Consider the following 17,536-nt stretch of genomic DNA (forward strand, 5'->3'; position numbering starts at 1 on the left):
GCCGAACTGCAGTTTAATCTGTGCTAGGCCGTCGCGGCGTTGTAGGGCATCTCCAGCAGCAATGCCAGTGCCAGTAGCAGCGCCTGCTCGTCATCTTGCAATAGCTTATCGGCGTGCACTGTGGCTTCCAATGCTTGCCACAAGCGGGCTTTTTGCTGCGGTGCCAGCGCCAGTAATACCGGTAGCTGTGCATCCAGCAGGCTAAAGTCGGCCCCGGGCCGGCTGTCCGCCGGGTTAAAGCCCAGTGCGGCTACGCCGGCTTGCCAGGCTTGCTGCTGTTGTTGCGCGTTGCCGGCCGCAGCACTGACCAGTGCCAATAGCTGGGCGATAGCAGCAGCGTGCTGGTTAAGCCCCGTGCTGAGGTAGCCTTTACTGATCTCGGTTGGGTCGTATTGCACTGCCAGGTTATGCGTGACGAAAGCACTGACCAGCCAGGGCGCCAGCGTCAGGCTGGGGATAGCCTGCAGCAGGGCCTGTAGCAGCTGCTCAAACACCACAAAACGGCTTTCAGGCAGCGCTTTTAGCGCCGGCATTAGCCGTTGCAGCAGCTGCACCTGTTGCAGTGCGCTGAGGCTGGCGACAGCATCGCACAGCCCATCAACCTGCTGTAGTAGCGCTGCCGAGCCCATTTCTTTAATTAGCCTTAGCTGGGCGCTACGCTGAGCGTCGCCCTGTTGCAGCAGCAGGCAGCACACCAACGCCATCGCGGGCTCAGTTTGGCGGCTGCTGTGTAATAGCAATAATGGCAGTGCCTGTTGTAGGCGCTCAGCGTAAGATGTTCCTGACGCAGCGCCTGCTTTGGCATCAGTAGTTGCCTCGCGTTGTGCTGTAGTTGCATCAGTGGCGCTGGGGAACTTGCCATTCCAGTGCGGCTCCAGCCGTTTAATACGCTGCGCCAGCGGTGGGTGGGTGGCAAAAATAGACGCCCAGCGGCTGATGGCTTCGGCAAAAAATAAATGGCTGTTTTCATCAGCATTGCCGTTACTAATGCGGCTATGCTGGCTGTGGCTGCCAATCAGCTTCAGGGCGCCGGCAATGCCACGTGGGTTGCGGGTAAACTGCACGGCACTGGCATCGGCGAGGAATTCACGCTGACGGCTTACCGCCGCTTTAATTAAGTTACCAAAAAAGGAGCCAACATAACCGATCACCACCAGGCCAAGCCCCAGCACGACTATGCCGCCGGCGCCGTTTTTGTTGTTGGATGAGCGTGAGCTGACCCGCAGTGTCGCGCCACGACTGCCGCGCAGCAGGTAATAGCCAATGTGGCCTAAAAACAAGATGCCATTGAGGATAGCGATCAGGCGGATATTCATCCGCATATCGCCGTTTAAAATATGGCTGAATTCATGGGCGATCACACCCTGTAACTGGTCGCGGTTAAGCTGCTCGACACAGCCACGGGTGACGCCTATTACCGCATCGGCCGGGCTGTAACCCGCAGCAAAAGCATTAATGCTGCGCTCGGGCAGCAGGTACACCGGCGGCACCGGCGTATTAGCGGCCAGCGCCATCTCTTCTACCACGTTCAGTAGTCGACGCTCGGCCGCATCGTTACTGTCGGGCAATACACGCACACCGCCCAGTGACTCGGCCACTACTTTACCGCCGGCTTGTAACTGTTGCCATTTGACCAGCACCGCGATGCCCACTGCCACTATTACCACCAGGCTGACGGTGCCCACCAGTGGCCAGGGCAACTGCTGCCAGCTTAAGCCCTGGTTTAACCGGCTTGGATCTAACAGGCCAAAGCTAATAAAGGCTAGCAGGTTGGTCAGTGCTAATAACAGCAGCACCGCCAGGCTGAACAACAGCACCAGAATACGGGTATTGCGCCGGGCTAAGTCCTGCTGGCTAAAAAAGTTACTGCTCATGACCAGTGGTATTGGTTAAAAGCTGACTTTCGGTGCCGCCTGAATGGCGGCGGTGTCGGCAAATTCCAGCAGCTTGGCATCGCTGGCGTGGCCGAAACTTGGGGCAAACAGCACTGGCGGGAAGCTTTGTTTGTAGCTGTTGTAGTCGGTAACCGCATCGTTAAAGGCCTGGCGGGCAAAGGCAACCCGGTTCTCGGTGCTGGTCAGCTCTTCTGACAACTGCATCATATTCTGGTTGGCTTTTAAATCAGGGTACGCTTCCATTACCACGTTCAGCCGGCTCATCGCGCTTTGCAGCGCGCCCTCGGCACCGGCAAACTGGCTTATCGCGCCGGCATCACCCGGATTATTCGCCGCCACTTTTAAGCCGGCCATCGCGGCATTACGGGCATTGATCACCGCCTCTAAGGTGTCGCGTTCGTGCGCCATATAAGCTTTGGCGGTTTCGACCAGATTAGGAATTAAATCGTAGCGGCGCTTTAGCTGCACCTCAATTTGGGCGAAGGCATTTTGAAAGCGGTTTTTAAGTTTTACCAGCTGGTTAAAAATGCTGATAACCCAAAACAGGATGGCAACCAGAATTGCCAGTAAAATCAGGCCAGTCATAACAGCTCCATGCAGGAAGTTCAGTTGCCGGTTATTGTTAACAATAGTTTAATTGCTGTCCAGTGTTATCGCGCTGAACTAACACTAAAGTAGGCCGGCTGGCTTAGTGTTACTGCTTGCTGCTAATTGCCGGCTGCTGCGTTATCATAGCCCAAACTTGGTGTAGGGGTACTTATGAGCGATTTTAAACATATTTCGGTGGCGCAAACCGCTGAGTTACAACAGGCTGGCGAGGTGGTGATTGCCGATATCCGCGATGAGCAAAGCTTTGCTGCCGGCCACATTGCCGGCGCTTTTCATTTAACCAATGGCAGTTTGCAGCGCTTTATGCAGCAACATGAGTTCGATCAGCCGGTGGTGGTGGTGTGCTACCACGGCAATTCCAGCCAGGGCGCGGCGCAGTATTTAGCCCAGCAGGGGTTTGAGCAGGTCTACAGTATGGACGGTGGCTTTGAAAGCTGGCGTGGGCAATTGCCGTTTGTGACTGGCGAAGGTGAGTAAAGCCGGTGAATAAATTTGCCGAATTAAACTCCGCCAGCGCAGCGCAGCTGTTTGCCGATTATTGCCGGGCGCAGGGCTTAAATGTCAGCGCTGTGGTGCAACAAGCCGATTTTGCTGAGCTGTACGCCGACAGCGCGCAACTGCCGCAGATCGAGGCCGAGTTTAGCCGTTTTATGCAGCAGCCGTCGCACCCGCGTTATCAGGCTGCCGCCTGGCAGTTAAGCCAGCCGGCAACCCTGGCCAGTGCGCCGCTGACGAAACCGGATCTGGGCAAATTATGGCAACAGGCACCGCTGACGCTGCTGCTATTAGTGCTGTGTTTGCTGGTGTATGGCTGGCAGCAACTGGACTGGCGTGCCAGTAGCGCGGCGTTACAACTGACAGAGCCTGCACAGCTATGGCGCTGGTTTACGCCTGTGCTGCTGCATTTTAGCCTGACGCATCTGGTGTTTAACCTGGCCTGGTGGTTTTATCTTGGCCGCCAGTTAGAGCAGCGGCTGGGCGCGGCCTTGCTTATCAATATTACCTTATCGGCTGCTCTGGTTTCTAATGCGGCACAGTATGTTGTGGTTGGGCCTAATTTTGGCGGTATGTCGGGGGTGGTGTACGCCTTACTGGGCTATTGCTGGCTGGCGGGGCAGCTTAACCCCAGGCAACAGCTTAATATTAGCAACGGCCTGGCCGGTTTTATGCTGCTGTGGTTGCTGCTGGGCTTTATGGATCTGCTGTGGGTGAGTATGGCGAACTGGGCGCATTTAGGCGGTTTAGTTACTGGCTTGCTGTGGGCCTGGCTGCTGCGGCACAGGCCCGGACGCGAATTGAGCTGAGCTTATTGATGCCTAAGTTTATTGATACAGGTACTTGGTAAACAGAATATCGCGGATAATGGTATTGCCGGCTTCGCGTTTCATCGCCTGCTGTAGCTGATCCAGCAGCGCCAGGCGAATTTCCTCGCGGCCGGTCAGCGATTTAATTTTATCTTCCGGCTGTTTGCTGATGGTGCCGTAAATAATATCGAGGATCAGTGGCTCGTGGTGCTCAATGGCCGGTAAAAATGACTTGTCTTCCAGCATCAGCTCAACCGTAATGCGGATATAGCCCAGGCTGCGCCGGTTGCCGGAGATATAGTTGGTGACAATATCCGGGTCAAAACCGTAGTACACCACTTCTTTCGGTTGCTCCTGTGCCGGCGTGGGCAGCGTGGCGAGCAGTAACAAAAACAGTGGAACAATTTTTAGCATAAGTATCACTTTTAGTTAAGAAAATTGGCCAGCACCGGCACTAACCTTAGCGCTAATGCCGCCATTTTACCAGCTAAGGTGGTTGGCAGTAAGCGCTTTTGTCGGCCAATAACGGCTGAAAAGCGCCACTGAAGTTGTTATGATGCAGCACGTTTTTTTCACGACAGAACAAACCCCTGTGACCACAGCGTTAATTTCGCTGGATCAGCCCTGGCAGGATGCGCGCAGCCTGACCTTGCCGGCTGAGCTGGCCCCCTGGATTTTAGAGCCCGCTTCGCTGACAGCCCGCTTAAAGCGACACTGCCGGCACTTTCGCCTGCAGCTGTTAAATGAGCGGCAAAGCGCGTTGCCACCATTTTTACAACCGCTGTTACCGGGTACCGCTAATGCACAGTTACGCGAAGTGATGCTGTGGTGTGATGATAAGCCCTGTGTTTACGCGCAAAGCTGGCTGCCACAGCAAACTATCAATCGGCTGCAACCGCTGGCGGATATGGGCGAGCGGCCACTGGGCGATTATATTTTTCAGCAGCCCGGTTTAAGCCGCGGCACCATTGAAGCAACCGAGCTGCAGCTGCACGGCGTGCTGACACGCGGTACAGAGGCCGGCCACTGTTTTGCCCGCCGCTCGGTATTTCAGCTGCACGGTTTGCCGCTGCTGGTGGCAGAGGTGTTTTTGCCGGCCATCAGGCGATTAGAGCCGGTGACAGCATGAGGCTGGCGCTAAAGGCCGCACACTGGCGTTATTATTTGCAGCTAATGCGGCTGGAAAAACCGATTGGCACCTACTTGTTGCTGTGGCCAACCTGGTGGGCGCTGTGGCTGGCGGCAGAGGGGGTGCCGCCGCTAGCGATGTTGTTAGTTTTTACCGCCGGTGTGGTGCTGATGCGCGCCGCCGGCTGTGTCATTAACGACTACGCCGACCGGCACTGGGATGGCGCAGTAGAGCGCACTAAGGCGCGGCCGTTAGCCAGTGGCGCGGTTAGCGCCGGTGAGGCGCTGCAGCTGTTTGGCCTGTTGGTGCTACTGAGCGCCAGTTTGCTGTTATGGTTAAACTGGCAAACGGTGCTGCTGTCTGTTGTCGCCTTGCTGCTGGCCGCCGTGTATCCCTTTATGAAGCGCTATACCCATTTGCCACAAGTGGTGCTGGGCGCTGCTTTTAGCTGGGGTATGCCAATGGCATTTATGGCAATACAGCTTAAGTTGCCGTTGCTGGTGTGGCTGTTGTATCTGGCTAATTTGCTTTGGACAGTGGCTTACGATACTTACTATGCGCTGGTCGACCGGCCGGATGATGTCAAAGTGGGCATTAAATCTACGGCGATTTTATTTGGCGATTATGCGCTGCCCATTATTGTGCTGCTGCAATTGGGCAGCCTTGGCTTACTTGCGGCAGTGGGCGACTTAGCGGCGTTGCACGGAGTGTATTATCTGGGTTTGCTGGCTGCAGCAGGCTGTTTTGTCTATCAGTACCGGCTGGCCAGTAGCAGCCGCGCCGGCTGCTTTAGTGCCTTTTTGCACAACCACTATGTCGGTATGCTGGTGTTTGCCGGCATTGCCTTAAGTTATGTCTTACAAGGATAACGCCTGATGAAACGTTTGCTGCTGTTAGTGCTGTTATGTTTGCCGCTGCTGGCCTGTGCCGCTCAGGAGGGCGAGCTTGAGGTGTTCGATCTGGTGTCATTACAGATAGGCAATATGACAATACAGGTACAATTGGCCGATACGCCCGAGAAGCGGGCACAGGGGCTGATGTTTCAGCAAAGCGCCGAGCCTGGCATGTTGCTGTTGTATAGCCAGCCGACAGCGGTATCTTTGTGGATGGCCAATACCGCTATGCCGCTCGATGTCGCCTATATTGGCCCGGACTGGACTATTGCTGAGCTGATAACACTGCAGCCGTTTGACCAAACGCCGGTGTCATCACAGCAGCCGGTGATTGCTGCGCTGGAACTGCCGCGCGGCTGGTTTGCCCGGCATAGTATTACCGTAGGGCAAAAAGTGGCTCTGGGAGCCGGTAAGAACTGATTTACCAGCGTGGTAGCACGAGAGTGTTACCGCTATGCTCGCCACAGCGGGGTTGCGGGCTTCCTGCCCTCCACCAGGCGGACCAGCTGCGCTGACCAAATTCGCTCCGGGCGAATTTGTTATCCGCCTTCGCTGGCGCGAAAAGGGTCTGTGGCTGCGCTATCGGCAACACTCTCGTGCCAGGTCTTGCTATCACTTTTGTGGCAATAAGCGCCGCAGTAATAAAAAGTACAGCACCGGCATTAATAACATCGACACCAGCGGCGCGGCTATCATGCCGCCAAGCATCGGCGCGGCAATGCGCTGCATTACTTCATTACCGGCACCGCCACCGAGCATAATCGGCAACAGGCTGACAATAATGGTCAGCACCGTCATCGCTTTGGGCCGCACCCGCTGTACTGCGCCCTGCATAATGGCGTGCCATAGCTGCTGCTCGTTTTCTGGCTTTAGCTCGTCCACGGCCCGCTTTAAATACAGCAGCATCACCACGGCAAACTCTGCCGCTACGCCACTGAGCGCAATTAAGCCCACCGCCACCGCGACCGACAACTGATAATCCAGCAGATATAACAGCCACAGGCTGCCACTGAGGGCAAAGGGTAATGACACCAGCACCAGCGTCACATCGCTAAAGCGGCGGAACGTCAGGTACAGCAAAATGATAATCAGCAGCAGGGTAAAGGGCACTAACTGCTGTAAGCGTTGCTGCACCCGCTCTAAATATTCATACTGGCCGCCTATGCTGACGCTAACCTGCGCCGGGAAGCGCTGCTCAGCCAATAGCTGCTCCAGCTGGTCCAAATAAGCGCCCAGCTGAGTGTCTGACGGTAAATCGATATAAATCCAGCTGGTTAAGCGGGCGTTTTCAGCGCGGATCATCACCGGGCCTTTTGTTACCTCGACCCTGGCCACCTGCTCCAGCAATACATAGGCACCATCCTGGCTTTGCAGTGGCAGCTGACGAAGGTCATCCGGGTGGCTGCGGTAATCACGCGGGAAGCGCAGGCTGATATCATAACGCTCGCGGCCCTGAATGCTCTGCGCAATAGGCGCACCGCCAATCGCAAATTGCACATATTGCTGCAGCTCGCTAAGTGTAATGCCATAGCGGCCCAGCTGCGGCAAATTCGGCGTAATTTGCAGGTAAAGCCCATCTTCGGCGCGCTCGGCAAATACCGAGCGGCTGCCGGGCAGCTGTTTAATCTCAGCCTCCAATTGCTGTGCCACTTCTGAGATAGTGCTAAGGTCGGGCCCGCTCACTCTAACGCCCACGGGGGTGCGAATACCGGTGGAGAGCATGTCAATACGGGTTTTTATCGGCGGCAGCCAGGCGTTGGTCAGGCCGGGCACCTGCACCACGGCGTCCAGCTCGGCGATAATATCGTTAAGCGTTACGCCTTCACGCCACTGGCTTTGTGGCTTGAGTTTGATACTGGTTTCCAGCATGGTCAGCGGCGCCGGATCGGTAGCGGTATTGGCGCGGCCGCTTTTACCCAGCACGGTTTCTACCTCGGGCACGGTTTTAATCAGCCGGTCAGTTTGCTGCAGCAGTTTGGCCGCTGTGGCCGGGCTTAAGCCGGGCAGGGTGGTGGGCATATACAGCAAGTCGCCCTCAGCAAAGGCTGGCATAAATTCACTGGATAGCCGCTGCCAGGGCAGCAAGCTGGAGCTAAGCGCCAACAGGCTTAGCAGCACCAGGCTTTTGGGAAAGCGCAGACAAAGCTTTAATACGGGAGTGTATAACGCGATTAATACACGGCTAAGCGGGTTACTGTGCTCAGACGGAATGTTACCGCGCAGAAAATACAGCATCAGCACCGGAATTAGCGTAATGGCCAACAGCGCTGCCGCGGCCATCGCGAAGGTTTTGGTGTAGGCCAGCGGCGCGAATAAGCGGCCTTCCTGTGCTTCAAGCATAAACACCGGTAAAAAGCTGACGGTGATCACCAGCAGCGAGAAAAACAGCGCCGGGCCCACATCCAGGCAGGCATCAATAATAGTTTGGCGAAACTCGGCTTTGCTGAGGCTGCGGCCATCACTGCGGGCCTGCTCCAGCTTTTTATGGCCATGCTCTACCATGACAATGGCGGCATCCACCAGCGCGCCGATGGCAATGGCAATACCCCCCAGGCTCATGACGTTGGCGTTAATGCCCAGCAGTTGCATCAGTAAAATACTGGCCAGCAGTGCCAGCGGCAGGCTGATTACCGCCACCAATGCCGAGCGGGCATGCAGTAAAAACACAAAACACACCAGCGCGACGACTGCCATTTCTTCCAGCAGCTTTTGGCTGAGGTTATTTACCGTGTTTTCAATCAGCTGTGAACGGTCGTACACCGTAACGATATTAACGCCCTCGGGCAGGCCATTTTGCAGCTGCTGCAGTTTGGCTTTTACCGCCGCTATGGTTTGCAGCGCGTTTTCGCCGTGGCGCATCACGATAATGCCGCCGACCACTTCACCTTCGCCGTCAAGCTCGGCAATACCGCGCCGCGCGGCCGGGACTTGTTGCACTGTGCCGATATCGGCCAGCGTGAGCGGGTAATCGGCACTGTTACGCACCCCAAGCGGCACGGCAGCTAAATCGGCTAATGACTGAATATAATCGCCGGCTTGTACCAAGAGTTCGGTTTCGGCCACTTCAATCACGCTGCCGCCCTGTTGCTGATTGTGACTGTTAATGGCGCTTATCACCTGGGCTAGCGTCACGTTATAAGCACGCATCAGCCGTGGCTCTAACTGCAACTGATAGGTCAGCGCCATACCGCCAATGCTGGCCACTTCCGACACGCCTGCCACACTTTGCAGCTCGGGCGTTAAATAAAATTGTTGCAGGCTGGTCAGCTGCTCCAGCGACATATCGCTGTTTGGCGCACTTAGCGCGTACTGGAAGATCCAGCCGACACCGCTGGCATCCGGCCCCAGCGTGGCGCGGGCGCCATCAGGCAGCGTGACGGTTTGCAGGTATTCCAGTACCCGTGAGCGGGCCCAGTAGGGGTCGGTACCGTCTTCAAAAATAACGTACAGATAACTGTCGTTCGGCATAGAGAAGCTGCGTACCGCCTTGGCTTTGGGCACGGCCAGCAGCGCCGTAGCCAGCGGATAGCTGATCTGCTGCTCTATGGTCTCGGGCGTTTGGCCCGGATAACTGGTCTTAATAATCACCTGCACGTCGGATAAATCCGGCAGGGCGTCCAGCTTAAGTTGCTGGCTGGCCTGATAGCCAAACAGCGCCAGCGCCAGTGTGCTTAGCAGCACCAGCAGCGGGTTTTGTACCGACCAGCGGATAATCGCCTTAATCATGGCTCAGGCTCCTAATGCTGATGGCTGCTGCTAACGGGCAGCTGGCTGAGGCTGGCTTCCGCGTCCAGTAAGAACTGGCCGGACACCACCACCTGCTCGCCCTCGTGCAGGCCGGATAACACCTGCACGTAGCCTTGCGCGCTGCTGCCGGTGGTTATTTGCCGCACGCTAAAGCTGTCGCCGTCTTTTACCACTACCCGGCTGCTGTTACCGCTTAGCAGCACCGCATCACGCGGTATCGCCAGCACATCACGCAAGGGCCCGCCATATAGCCGCACTGGCAACAGCATATTGGGTTTTAGCAGTTGCTGGCGATTATCCAGCGTCAGGCGGACCTTGCTGCTGCGGCTTAGTGCATCCAGCGCCGGATAAATATAATCGACGCTGGCTTCCAAGCCGTTGATTTGCTGCGACGGCAGGTCTACCTCAGCGCTCATACCGCTAAACAGCCAGCTTTGCTGCGCTTCGGGCACATCGGCCAGCAACCAGACCCGATCCAGACGGGTAATTTCTATTAGCGTGTCGCCGGGGCTGATATACATGCCATCGCGCACGTTAAGCATGGTGACGACGCCATCCTGATGGGCGTACACTGTGATCTGATATTGGCTTTGCCGGCTTTGTTGCAGGTTGTTAATATCGTTATCGGTCAGGCCCAGCAGCCGCAGCCGGGTTTCAGCGCGTTTTAGCAGGCTGCTGCTGCGCTCACCGTTTTGTTTACTGACCGACAGCGCCTGTAAATAATCATCCTGTGCCACCAGCAGATCGGGCGCATAGTAGCTAAACAGCTTGTCGCCGGCTTTTACCCGCTGGCCCAGGGTGCGCACATGCAGCTGCTCTATCCAACCCTCAGCGCGGATATGGCTGTGATGAATGGCATCTTCCGGGTACTGCACCTGGGCATAGGTTTGAATAAAGCGCCATAAGGTACGGGGGGCCGCCGCCTCGGTGCGGATAGCCAGCGCCTGCTGCATGGCGCCGTTAACCTCAACTGTGGCCGTGCGCTGCTGCTTTTGTGCGACTAAATCCATACCGCAAATCGGGCAGGAGCCTGGGGTAGCCTGCACAATCTGCGGGTGCATTGGGCAGACATAACTGCTTGTTGCTGGCAATACGTCTTGCAATACACTCTGTGTTGCACCATCGCTGGTGTGGGCGTGGTCGCTGTGGTCCTGCGCGGCCAGCGCAACAGGCAGAGCGCTGTGCAGCAGCAGGGCGGCAAAAAGATAACTTTTATACATGGGAAAATTCCTAAAACCAATACGTAATAGCGTGATAAAGCACGCGTGTTAAACGAGTCGGATCAGGCGTTTATCGGAGGTGGTGGCTCAGAGGCAAATAACCATTTTGGCAGCGCTGCCGGGTTGTTGTTCGCTATTGTCTGCGGGCGGATATAACGGAACAGTTCAGCAGCCAGCAAGGCACCGCCGGCGGCACAATGTTTGGCGCAGCAGTCACCTTTGCATTGATGCTGTGGCGTATCACAACAGTCGTGTGCGCTGTCGGTTACTGTCGCTGTCGCAGTGCTATTGGGGGTTTTTGCCAGGCTATGGCAAGGCATCTCAGTTTCTGCCTCAGTGGCTGCCCCCACATGGGCGCTGCTCTGTTGCTGCTGTATCGCATCGGCCAGTGTATAGGCATGCGCCATTTGCACCGATCCGGACAGGCCGGATAGTGCCAGGCAGAACAGTAAAACATAACTTAACCAGATACGCATGGTGCTTATGATAGGCGTTTTAGCTGGCCGGATCCAGTACGCCGTTAATGCTGGCATTTTTGCGAAACCAGCCGGCAATACTAAAGCGGGTATCAATTGCCGGCAGTACCTCGTGCGGAAAGCGCTCGCTTTCAAACACTATCAGGCTACCCGCTGTTGGCAAAAAGGTATCAATTAACTGGTCCTGCTCGTTATACAGTGCCAGCTCGCCACCCTGACTGACGCTATTGAGGTAGCTAACGGTGGTCAGTACCCGGTTAGAGCGGCCGCTAAAGGCATCCAGATGTTTTTGGTAGTAATCGCCCTGCTGATAACGGGCAAAATGGCATTCAAAGTCGAACAAGCCTAAAAAGCAGCGCCGGTTAAATGCTTGCTGTAACTGCGCCATCAGTGCCAGATACTGCTGCTGGGCCGCGCTTGTACCATCAAACCACTGGGTGGCGTCACGCCGTACCTGCTGGTTTAGCTGGTGATCGCCCTGACGGCCAATGCCGGCGGGCGTTAGCTGCGCCTGATGCTGCGCTTCATGCAGCAGGGCTGCGTTTAGCTGTGCGCTTAAAAAGTTTGGCAGCCACACCCAGCCATGCTGATAAAAGGTGTCGATAATGGCATCGGCATGTAACGCATTAGGTTCGGATACAGCATTGGGCATGGTGCAGGCTCAACAGGAAAAACCGCCGCTATTGTCGCTGAACAATTGACCGTGACCAAGTGGAATTTCACCTCAGTGCCCAAAGCAGCGGAACAGGGTTGAAAACGCATATCGGTGCGCCGCACCAGCGGTATGGTAAAGCCACTGGTGCCCGGGCCGGCTTAAAACTGATAACGCTTGGCTTTGGCCAGCAAATCAGCGGCTTTTATTTTGCCCGTCATGCACTGGTTAATGTCGGCTTTTTTTATCACCCAGTAATAGCGGCCGGCATCGCTGCGGCTATTAAGTTGCAGCGTAACGTGTTCGTTTTCCGGCAACTGACGCAGGCTGGCACCATAGTCACACAACACCTGGCTAAATTGCTCGCCTACCGTCTTCACCAGTGCAGCGGTTTGCTGCTGTTGTTCCGCTTGCCGCTTGGCCCGCTGTTGTGCCAGTTGTTCGCGGCTTTGCTCGGCTTGCTTGGCCGCTTCGGCTAATTTTTGCTGCAGCTGTTTGGTTTTTTCCTGTAACTGCGTTAGTTCCTGCTGTTGCTCTTTGTCCAGTTTGGTCAGCGTTTGGCTAAATTCCAGATCGCGCTTTTCGCGCTCTGCGTCGCGCAGCTCACGCTCGATCGCCCGCTGCTGCTCGAACAGGCGGTGATGCTGACGAAATTGCTGCTGCGCCAGCTCAGCCATCTCTTCAGCCTGCTCGGTAATGATGGTTAGCTGTTCGCTGTCTAGCTCAAATTCAAACTGACCGCCGGGTAGCGGCGCCGGTGGTGCCACCGGCACGCGGGCATCGTTAAACTGAAAAATATGGCTGGCGCCAAGTTTACTGTTGGCCTGAAACAGCAAGCCCTGACCAGCCAGGTAGCTGGATTGTAATGAGGTTAACCGGGCCTGCTCTGTATTGCTAAAGGCGGTTTGTAAAATGGTTTGCAGAATATCGGCATTCTTTTTCAGTTGTGGCGCTACGTCTGCGGCACTGTGTGTGCTGTAGCCAAGCAGGGCGGCACTGGTTAGAGCAAGTAAAGTTGGGCGTAAAAAAGTCATGGTTTGTCCACTCCGCTAGTTGTTGGGGTTAGGTAGTAACTGTTATCCGGCCGGTAACTGGCCTGAATCGGCTGATAGTTGTCCTGCCAGTATTGCCAGTCGGCCTGGCGCTGCTGGTTTAAATGTTCAACCAGTTGCAGCATATCGCTGCGTTGATCGCGTTTTAGCTCGTCCTGCAGGTAGTCTTTTAACAGTACCAGCTGTGAGTTGGTGTTTTGCTGCTGTAACGTCAGCTGCTGCGCCAGCCACTGTTGCTGCTGTTGCTGATAGGTTGTCAGTGCGCTTTCTACTGCAGCATTAAGCTCACTCTGGCTGTTGCTCCAGCGCAGACTAAGGCTGCCGTCCTGTAATTGCAGCTGAGCCGGCGACAGGCTGATAAGCATGGCGGCGCAAGACAGCGCCAGACTGACTTGCGGCCACCAGCTGCGCTTGGCTTTGGGCCTCTGCCACTGGCTGGCAAACAGGGCGCTGCTGTCAAACACCGGTATCGCATCAAACTCTGGTGTGTTGGCATCCCGGCGGATCGCCATAGCGCTGTTAAGCCGGGCTAACCACTCTGGGGCATGCTGTAATTGTGTTTTACACTGCTCGGTGCTGATTTTACCGTCGAGCCAGAGCTCAAAAATTTGCTGATTGTTCGACATGGTCGTCCTCCAACTGCAGACGTAGTTTATCCAGCGCGGTATAAAAACGTGATTTCGCCGTATTGCTGGATATAGCCAGCTGGCTGGCTATTTCATCAAAGGTAAATTGTTGATAAAACTTCAGTTCCAGTATCAGCCGCTGCTCGGCTGGTAGCTGGCGCAGCTGCAGCCTTACCTGCTGCTGTTGCTGCTTGCTGCTCAGTTGCTGACACAGCGCCGGGCTGTCGTCAGCAAGCTCGGCCAGGCTTTGCTCGTCTTCGCTGTATTTGCGCCGGCGCAGTACGTCCATCGCGCGGTAATTGGCAATGCTGAACAGCCAGCTTTTAAAGCTGCTTTCGCCGCGGTATTGGCCTAAATTGCGGCACAGCACCATTAACACGTCCTGCAACAGATCATTGGCATCCTCCTTTGAGCCCAGCAGGCGTAAGCCAAAATAATACAGCGCACTTTGGTAGCGGCTGACCAGTTGTTGCCAGGCATGCTGGTCACCTTCCAGTGCTTTGGCGATTAAACTTTCATCACTGCGTTTAAACACGATATGGTTATTCTCTGTCGGTTTTGCATATAAGTCGGTGCTGGCCTGATTTTAGTTGGCGGTTTTCACAGTTTTTTTCTATTTTTGTGAGCCGCCGCTGTGTTGTAGCCGTAAGTGGGCGAAATACCGGAGGATAACATGCAAAAACCAGCCATTTTGCTTGCAGCTGTGTTGCTAAGCGGTTGTAGTCAGTCAGTCACCGATTATGTCAACGAAACACCCAAACTTAAACTGGACCAGTTTTTCCAGGGCCAAAGCCGGGCCTGGGGTGTGCTGCATGACTGGCGCGGTAAGCAAAGTGTGCGCTTTACCGCCGAGCTGTGCGGTAGCTGGCAGGGCGATAACGGCGATTTGTATGAGCTGTTTTATTTTAGCGATGGCCGTATTGAGCAGCGCCACTGGCAGCTGAAGCAAAATGCCGATGGCAGCATCAGTGGCAGTGCCGGCGACGTGATTGGCGAAGCGACAGGCCAGCTGGCCGGCAATAGCCTGTACTGGGAATACACCCTGCGTGTGCCTTATGACGGTGATACGCTGGATGTTAAAGTAAAAGACTGGTTGTATCTGGTGGATGAGCAAAACCTGCTTAACCGCAGCACGCTGCATAAGTTTGGTGTGACGGTGGGCGAGCTGACCTTGTCTATTCAGCAGCAAGACACCAATGCGGATTGCGCGCCACTGCAGCAGAAAATTAAACAGCTGGTGTCAAACGCCAGCTAAAAAAACGCCGCTTGGCACAAGGCGAAGCGGCGTACTTTGTTTAGTCTGTCGGTTAATCCGGCCTGTTGTTAGGGCTTCACTGTCTGACGAGTTGGGTACTGCTGGAAGATTAAGCCAACTACGTTAGCAATAGCCTGCTTGGGGTTTTGTAAATCGGCTTTTTTCAGCGTGCCCTCGGAAATCCCCTCCCAAATCAGCTGTTTTTTCGCGGCGTCAACCACATCGATATTTACCGTGCCGTACTTGTAACGCACAGTATCAATGTCGTTACTAATCAGTGGGAAACCGGCATAAATACCGTGGCGGTAACTGTAGTACCCGTAATGGATGCTGGCGCTGGGGGTAGAGCGCACATCGGTACGGTTTTCTACATTAGAGTTAAAGTTGACCAGCAAATCGGCGTTGGCGTCACTGTACTGATACCCCAGTGCCGTCATCTCAGCGGTTATCGCATCTTTAAAATGCTGTGTCACTAAAGTGGCATAGCCTGCTTTGTCCGTGGCCGGCTCTGGCATAAAACCAAAGGTGCGGTAAGTGGAAAAATTCACGTTAGCGGCACTGTCAGAGCGCACTTTAGGCCCGGTAGCACAGCCCGTTAATATCAGGGCGGCCAACGCGACAGCGGCGATACTCAACTTTTTCATCATGCCAGGTTGCATACTTCTGTTCCTATGCTTAATCCGGATAGGCATCGCGTATTGCAAGAAATGCCTCCAGGTTGTTTAACAAAATATCCACTAAAGCCGGGTCAAACTGTTGACCGCGTTCAGTGCGGATAAGTTCGATGATCTGCTCCAACGGCCAGGCTTTTTTATAACAACGATCGCTGCCCAGCGCGTCAAATACATCTGCCAGTGCGGTAATGCGGCCGGCAATATGAATATTGTGCCCGCTTAAGCCCTGCGGGTAACCTTTGCCATTCCACTTTTCGTGATGCTGGTGGGCTATGATGGCACCCATCTGCAGGATCTCGTTAGTGGAATGTTGTAAAATCTGGTAACCCAATTCAGCGTGCTGCAGCATGATAGCCCATTCGGCAGCGTCATGTTTACCCGGTTTATTTAAAATATGGTCGGGGATGGCGATTTTACCCAGATCGTGCAGTGGCGATGCTAGTTTTATCACTTCTGCCTCGTATTCCGACAAGCCACACTTTACCGCCAGTAAATGGCTGTAGTTGGCTACCCGTTTTACGTGGCTACCCGTCTCTTTGGATCGTTTTTCCACCGCTTCGCCCAAAATATATGACAGCTCACGCTGGCTATCACGCATCAGCTCGCGCAGGCGGATGTTTTCATAGGCAATAGCAATATTGTGCGAGAAGTAGCTGAGTAAGTGATGATCGGTGCTTTCCAGCTTGCTGCCTTTGCTGACATACAGAAAGTTTTCGCTGCCTTTATGGGTGGTAAAGTAGCTGATAAAACAGTCTTCCCCCTGATAAGACTGCTTTTGCTGTTGTACCTGCTGAATTTTGGCAAACACCTCAGGCGGTAGGCCGCGTTCTTGCCCAGGATTACTGCTGGCAATGACATCCAGCATTAAACCCTGCGGGCGGGCGTTGTTTATGGCGGCACAGCAGAAAATTTGCTCGCGCTGTAAATCGAGCAGGTAGGCCACCTGGCCTAAAATCAGTGAGGCAAAGTCTTTCAGGGTGCTGCATTGCAGGAAGCTGGTGGTACAGCCGATAATTTTCTCCAGCCCGGCCTTATGGTGCTCGATAATGCAGATATCACGGTAAGAGCGCAGGCCGGCATACAGCAGGGTTTTTAGTTTAATGGCGGTAACTTCGGTTTTATTTTTATAGTCATTGATGTCGTAGTCGCGGATCACATGCTCTTCCGGCGCTTCACCCGGCTGGCCGGTGCGCAATATCAGCCGCATGCGCTGATTTTTCAGCTGCTGGCGGATGGTTTTTATCAGCTCCAGGCCAGCATGCTGGGTTTCCATCACTACATCTATAAGCGCCAGCGCAATATCATCATGCTGCTGAATAAGCACCAGCGCCTCGCGCGCGCTGAGGGCATGCAGCAATTTCAGCGGCCGCTGCTCAAACTCAAAGCTGTTTAGCACCAGCGCCGTAATTTGATGAATGCTGTCATCGTCATCCACTACCAGCACCAGCCAGGGCGGTGCGGTATTAGCCGGCGCCGGCGTGTCGCCCTGAGCGCTGTCATCCTGAAATAAAAAGTCTTCTTCAGTCATGCTGATATCCGCTGCGTGTCGGCCTTAGCCATGTTGTAACGATTCCAACTCTATATTTATCGCGTCACATGAAATTTGGATCTCATACAAAGAATAGAGCAGGCTGATTAATAAGCTAATCAGACTGACGACAAACAGCAATTGGCCGGCGGTTTGCCAGCGCATAAACAGACAAAACATCGCTGCGGTGCACAGCACAAAGCTCAGCACGCCAAAGGCTTGCATGGTTTTAATCAGCACGATGCGTTTACGCAGGTTGGAAATTTGCCGTTTTGCCAGGTCGCGCACCTGGCCACCTTCGCGTTGGTTCAACTCGCGGATCAGCTGGGCTAACACCAGAAAACGGTTGGTATAAGCTAACAATAACAATGAGATAGCCGGAAACAGCAGTGCAGGGGTGGTCAAATCCATCATATCGTTGTTCCTGTTATAACAATTTAACCGTTTGCGTCGCTAAAAGTATCATTAGCGTTAGC

At 54.6% G+C, this 17,536-nt stretch carries 19 protein-coding genes; 6 read left to right on the forward strand and 13 right to left on the reverse strand.

Annotated features, from left to right (window positions below):
- Positions 1–23: 23 nt before the first annotated feature.
- Positions 24–1,874, reverse strand: coding sequence for a M48 family metallopeptidase (locus tag RNAN_RS00550; protein WP_008217654.1), 1,851 nt, complete (start codon positions 1,872–1,874; stop codon positions 24–26).
- Between the two features lie 15 nt (positions 1,875–1,889).
- Entirely contained in the window at positions 1,890–2,480 is a 591-nt protein-coding gene (locus tag RNAN_RS00555) for a LemA family protein (protein WP_008217655.1), read from the reverse strand.
- A gap of 174 nt (positions 2,481–2,654) precedes the next feature.
- Between RNAN_RS00555 and glpE the strand changes: the two genes are divergently transcribed.
- A complete protein-coding gene (gene glpE / locus RNAN_RS00560) occupies positions 2,655–2,981 on the forward strand; it encodes a thiosulfate sulfurtransferase GlpE (RefSeq protein ID WP_008217656.1) in 327 nt (108 codons plus the stop codon).
- Between the two features lie 5 nt (positions 2,982–2,986).
- The gene (glpG, locus tag RNAN_RS00565; protein ID WP_008217657.1) at positions 2,987–3,808 is read left to right on the forward strand and encodes a rhomboid family intramembrane serine protease GlpG; all 822 of its coding nucleotides are present in this window, start codon (positions 2,987–2,989) and stop codon (positions 3,806–3,808) included.
- A gap of 18 nt (positions 3,809–3,826) precedes the next feature.
- On the opposite strand, the gene RNAN_RS00570 is transcribed toward glpG, so the two are convergent.
- A complete protein-coding gene (locus RNAN_RS00570) occupies positions 3,827–4,222 on the reverse strand; it encodes a flagellar basal body-associated FliL family protein (RefSeq protein ID WP_008217658.1) in 396 nt (131 codons plus the stop codon).
- Positions 4,223–4,361: 139 nt separating this feature from the next.
- Here RNAN_RS00570 and RNAN_RS00575 point away from each other — a divergent pair, with 139 nt between their 5' ends.
- Genes RNAN_RS00575 through RNAN_RS00585 form a run of 3 tightly spaced genes read left to right on the forward strand, consistent with a single transcriptional unit; the run spans position 4,362 to position 6,250 of the window.
- Positions 4,362–4,937, forward strand: a complete 576-nt coding sequence (locus RNAN_RS00575) for a chorismate--pyruvate lyase family protein (RefSeq protein WP_237739865.1) — start codon at positions 4,362–4,364, stop codon at positions 4,935–4,937.
- Positions 4,934–5,806: a 4-hydroxybenzoate octaprenyltransferase gene (gene ubiA / locus RNAN_RS00580; RefSeq protein WP_008217660.1), complete on the forward strand. Its 873-nt coding sequence runs from the start codon at positions 4,934–4,936 to the stop codon at positions 5,804–5,806. The genes RNAN_RS00575 and ubiA overlap by 4 nt, the downstream gene beginning before the upstream one ends.
- 6 nt (positions 5,807–5,812) lie before the next feature.
- Complete coding sequence (locus tag RNAN_RS00585) at positions 5,813–6,250, forward strand: DUF192 domain-containing protein (RefSeq protein WP_008217661.1); 438 nt, start codon at positions 5,813–5,815, stop codon at positions 6,248–6,250.
- A 192-nt stretch (positions 6,251–6,442) separates the two neighbouring features.
- Here RNAN_RS00585 and RNAN_RS00590 read toward each other — a convergent pair whose 3' ends face one another.
- The 7 genes from RNAN_RS00590 to RNAN_RS00620 form a co-directional block, all read right to left on the reverse strand.
- The gene (locus tag RNAN_RS00590; protein WP_008217662.1) at positions 6,443–9,556 is read right to left on the reverse strand and encodes an efflux RND transporter permease subunit; all 3,114 of its coding nucleotides are present in this window, start codon (positions 9,554–9,556) and stop codon (positions 6,443–6,445) included.
- 11 nt (positions 9,557–9,567) lie between these two features.
- Positions 9,568–10,797 carry an efflux RND transporter periplasmic adaptor subunit gene (locus RNAN_RS00595; RefSeq protein WP_008217665.1) on the reverse strand — a complete coding sequence of 410 codons (1,230 nt, stop codon included), beginning with the start codon at positions 10,795–10,797 and terminating at the stop codon, positions 9,568–9,570.
- 62 nt (positions 10,798–10,859) lie between these two features.
- Positions 10,860–11,204: a hypothetical protein gene (locus RNAN_RS00600; RefSeq protein WP_148275620.1), complete on the reverse strand. Its 345-nt coding sequence runs from the start codon at positions 11,202–11,204 to the stop codon at positions 10,860–10,862.
- An 88-nt stretch (positions 11,205–11,292) separates the two neighbouring features.
- The gene (locus RNAN_RS00605; protein ID WP_008217669.1) at positions 11,293–11,925 is read right to left on the reverse strand and encodes a 2OG-Fe(II) oxygenase; all 633 of its coding nucleotides are present in this window, start codon (positions 11,923–11,925) and stop codon (positions 11,293–11,295) included.
- Between the two features lie 161 nt (positions 11,926–12,086).
- A complete protein-coding gene (locus tag RNAN_RS00610; protein ID WP_008217671.1) occupies positions 12,087–12,959 on the reverse strand; it encodes a hypothetical protein in 873 nt (290 codons plus the stop codon).
- The gene (locus RNAN_RS00615; protein WP_008217673.1) at positions 12,956–13,603 is read right to left on the reverse strand and encodes a hypothetical protein; all 648 of its coding nucleotides are present in this window, start codon (positions 13,601–13,603) and stop codon (positions 12,956–12,958) included. The genes RNAN_RS00610 and RNAN_RS00615 overlap by 4 nt, the downstream gene beginning before the upstream one ends.
- The gene (locus tag RNAN_RS00620; protein ID WP_008217675.1) at positions 13,578–14,138 is read right to left on the reverse strand and encodes an RNA polymerase sigma factor; all 561 of its coding nucleotides are present in this window, start codon (positions 14,136–14,138) and stop codon (positions 13,578–13,580) included. The genes RNAN_RS00615 and RNAN_RS00620 overlap by 26 nt, the downstream gene beginning before the upstream one ends.
- Before the next feature lie 138 nt (positions 14,139–14,276).
- On the opposite strand from RNAN_RS00620, the gene RNAN_RS00625 reads away from it, so the two are divergent.
- The gene (locus RNAN_RS00625) at positions 14,277–14,858 is read left to right on the forward strand and encodes a DUF3833 domain-containing protein (RefSeq protein WP_008217677.1); all 582 of its coding nucleotides are present in this window, start codon (positions 14,277–14,279) and stop codon (positions 14,856–14,858) included.
- A 68-nt stretch (positions 14,859–14,926) separates the two neighbouring features.
- On the opposite strand, the gene RNAN_RS00630 is transcribed toward RNAN_RS00625, so the two are convergent.
- From RNAN_RS00630 to RNAN_RS00640, 3 genes are read right to left on the reverse strand one after another with little or no spacing between them, the layout of a single operon-like run.
- On the reverse strand, positions 14,927–15,505 hold the full coding sequence (locus RNAN_RS00630) for a DUF4136 domain-containing protein (RefSeq protein ID WP_237739866.1): 579 nt from the start codon (positions 15,503–15,505) through the stop codon (positions 14,927–14,929).
- A 28-nt stretch (positions 15,506–15,533) separates the two neighbouring features.
- Positions 15,534–17,060: a response regulator gene (locus tag RNAN_RS00635; protein WP_008217681.1), complete on the reverse strand. Its 1,527-nt coding sequence runs from the start codon at positions 17,058–17,060 to the stop codon at positions 15,534–15,536.
- 24 nt (positions 17,061–17,084) lie between these two features.
- The gene (locus RNAN_RS00640; RefSeq protein WP_237739867.1) at positions 17,085–17,474 is read right to left on the reverse strand and encodes a DUF2721 domain-containing protein; all 390 of its coding nucleotides are present in this window, start codon (positions 17,472–17,474) and stop codon (positions 17,085–17,087) included.
- Between the last annotated feature and the right edge of the window lie 62 nt (positions 17,475–17,536).

Source organism: Rheinheimera nanhaiensis E407-8 (assembly GCF_000296695.1).
GTDB lineage: Bacteria > Pseudomonadota > Gammaproteobacteria > Enterobacterales > Alteromonadaceae > Alishewanella > Alishewanella nanhaiensis.

Bases quoted from the DNA above. Each gene is read 5' to 3' on its own strand.
- RNAN_RS00615 (WP_008217673.1), bottom strand. From the start codon at position 13,603: ATGTCGAACAATCAGCAAATTTTTGAGCTCTGGCTCGACGGTAAAATC.
- RNAN_RS00605 (WP_008217669.1), bottom strand. From the start codon at position 11,925: ATGCCCAATGCTGTATCCGAACCTAATGCGTTACATGCCGATGCCATT.
- RNAN_RS00625 (WP_008217677.1), top strand. From the start codon at position 14,277: ATGCAAAAACCAGCCATTTTGCTTGCAGCTGTGTTGCTAAGCGGTTGT.
- RNAN_RS00590 (WP_008217662.1), bottom strand. From the start codon at position 9,556: ATGATTAAGGCGATTATCCGCTGGTCGGTACAAAACCCGCTGCTGGTG.
- RNAN_RS00610 (WP_008217671.1), bottom strand. From the start codon at position 12,959: ATGACTTTTTTACGCCCAACTTTACTTGCTCTAACCAGTGCCGCCCTG.
- RNAN_RS00635 (WP_008217681.1), bottom strand. From the start codon at position 17,060: ATGACTGAAGAAGACTTTTTATTTCAGGATGACAGCGCTCAGGGCGAC.
- RNAN_RS00600 (WP_148275620.1), bottom strand. From the start codon at position 11,204: ATGGCGCATGCCTATACACTGGCCGATGCGATACAGCAGCAACAGAGC.
- glpE (WP_008217656.1), top strand. From the start codon at position 2,655: ATGAGCGATTTTAAACATATTTCGGTGGCGCAAACCGCTGAGTTACAA.
- RNAN_RS00640 (WP_237739867.1), bottom strand. From the start codon at position 17,474: ATGATGGATTTGACCACCCCTGCACTGCTGTTTCCGGCTATCTCATTG.
- RNAN_RS00575 (WP_237739865.1), top strand. From the start codon at position 4,362: ATGATGCAGCACGTTTTTTTCACGACAGAACAAACCCCTGTGACCACA.
- RNAN_RS00555 (WP_008217655.1), bottom strand. From the start codon at position 2,480: ATGACTGGCCTGATTTTACTGGCAATTCTGGTTGCCATCCTGTTTTGG.
- RNAN_RS00550 (WP_008217654.1), bottom strand. From the start codon at position 1,874: ATGAGCAGTAACTTTTTTAGCCAGCAGGACTTAGCCCGGCGCAATACC.
- ubiA (WP_008217660.1), top strand. From the start codon at position 4,934: ATGAGGCTGGCGCTAAAGGCCGCACACTGGCGTTATTATTTGCAGCTA.
- RNAN_RS00595 (WP_008217665.1), bottom strand. From the start codon at position 10,797: ATGTATAAAAGTTATCTTTTTGCCGCCCTGCTGCTGCACAGCGCTCTG.
- RNAN_RS00585 (WP_008217661.1), top strand. From the start codon at position 5,813: ATGAAACGTTTGCTGCTGTTAGTGCTGTTATGTTTGCCGCTGCTGGCC.
- RNAN_RS00630 (WP_237739866.1), bottom strand. From the start codon at position 15,505: ATGATGAAAAAGTTGAGTATCGCCGCTGTCGCGTTGGCCGCCCTGATA.
- RNAN_RS00570 (WP_008217658.1), bottom strand. From the start codon at position 4,222: ATGCTAAAAATTGTTCCACTGTTTTTGTTACTGCTCGCCACGCTGCCC.